Here is a 1,376-nt window from a genome sequence, read left to right on the forward strand (position 1 = left end):
GCCGTGGATGGCGGCGACGATGGCGACGAGGAGAACGTCGCTGGCCTGATAGGCGAAAATCAGCGCGGTCTTTTCGTCGGAAGCCTCCTTCGGCGTTCCGGCGCCGTGGATAGCGCGCATCAGCAAGCCGAGGTTGAAGCCCGCGACGTGGATCAGGTAACGTTTATGCACGTTCTCGCGCCCGCGCAGCCAGGCGCGGCGCATGCCGCCGCGATCGAGAATATGCGCGAAGCTGCGCTCGACCAGTTCGCCGCGTCGCCGCATGGCCTTGCGCCCGACGCCGGATTTCAACCGCGCCCGGTTGCCGTAGACGGCGGATTGCGCCGCCTCGTCGCCGTGCCAACGCAGATAGCCCTTGGCCGGTTTGGGTTCGGCGATCCGCGTTTTCCAGGCACCGCCTTCGAGGTCCTTCAGCCCCTCGCGCGAGTGATAGCCTTTGTCGGCGATCAGTTCGCACGGCTCCTCGTTGGTCGGACCAAGCCCGATCTTTTCCAGATTCGCCGCCGCGGCTTTCAGCGTGTCGGGCAGGCTGGATGTGTCGCCGTGGTCGGCTTCATGGATCGGTGCCGCCACGATGGCGCCGGTGTCGAGGTCGACCGCGTGTTCGGGCTTGTACGCCAGATGCGTCGTCCCATCCTTCATCCGCGCGATCTTCGCGTCGGGATCGACCGGACTTTCCCAGTCCTCGTTGGACAGCTTCTTGCCCTTGCGCTTGCGATCGAGCCGCGCCAAGTCCTCCGCGCTCGGCGTCTCAATGCCGCTCTCCTTCGCCATGCGCGTCAGCATCTTCTTGTAGGTCTCGCCATTGTCGCGGCGCACGATCGTCCGCAGCGCCGCGTTGGCTTCCATCGTCGAACCGTCGACGCCGATCCGTTCGCCTTTGACGAGGCCGCGCTCGGCCACCAGCTTCAGCACCCAGTCGAAGACCTGCTCATGCGCCTCGCGCGGCAAACGCGTCCGCGTCTTCGACATCTAGGAATGGTCGGGAACCTTCTCGCGGCTCGACAAACGCAGGAAATCACGCAGTGAGAACGAATCCGCGCAGCGCCAGGCGATGCCGCGCTCGGAATCGATCCCCTCGAAATAGCCGACCATGTGCATGCGAAAATATCGCCCCGGCGGCAGCGACGGCGCGCCCATCTTCGCGGCGTAATAGGGTTTGCATAAGTCCTCGACGAAGGCGTCGAAGCCGGCGTCGCGCAAAAGCTTTTGTAACCGGTCGTAAAAAGCGTGACCGGGAGAGCGCGGGATCTCCGACCAGACGGCGATGAGATCTTCTTGAACGCCAGCGTCCCGTCTCATCGCCATCGCCATAGACCCCGTCGAGTTTACGTGACCCATGGGAATCAGCGCCAGCCGACTTCGTCAACGGGCTG

The 1,376-nt window shown here is 64.2% G+C and carries 2 protein-coding genes; both read right to left on the reverse strand.

Going from position 1 to position 1,376, the window contains the following annotated elements; genetic code table 11:
• Window positions 1-972 (reverse strand): transposase (locus tag M2320_RS23180; protein WP_264599327.1); only part of this gene is annotated, 972 nt, incomplete at its 3' end.
• A complete protein-coding gene (locus M2320_RS23185; protein WP_264599328.1) occupies window positions 973-1,302 on the reverse strand; it encodes a transposase in 330 nt (109 codons plus the stop codon).
• Window positions 1,303-1,376: the final 74 nt, after the last annotated feature.

The organism is Rhodoblastus acidophilus (assembly GCF_025961575.1).
Lineage (GTDB): Bacteria > Pseudomonadota > Alphaproteobacteria > Rhizobiales > Beijerinckiaceae > Rhodoblastus > Rhodoblastus acidophilus_C.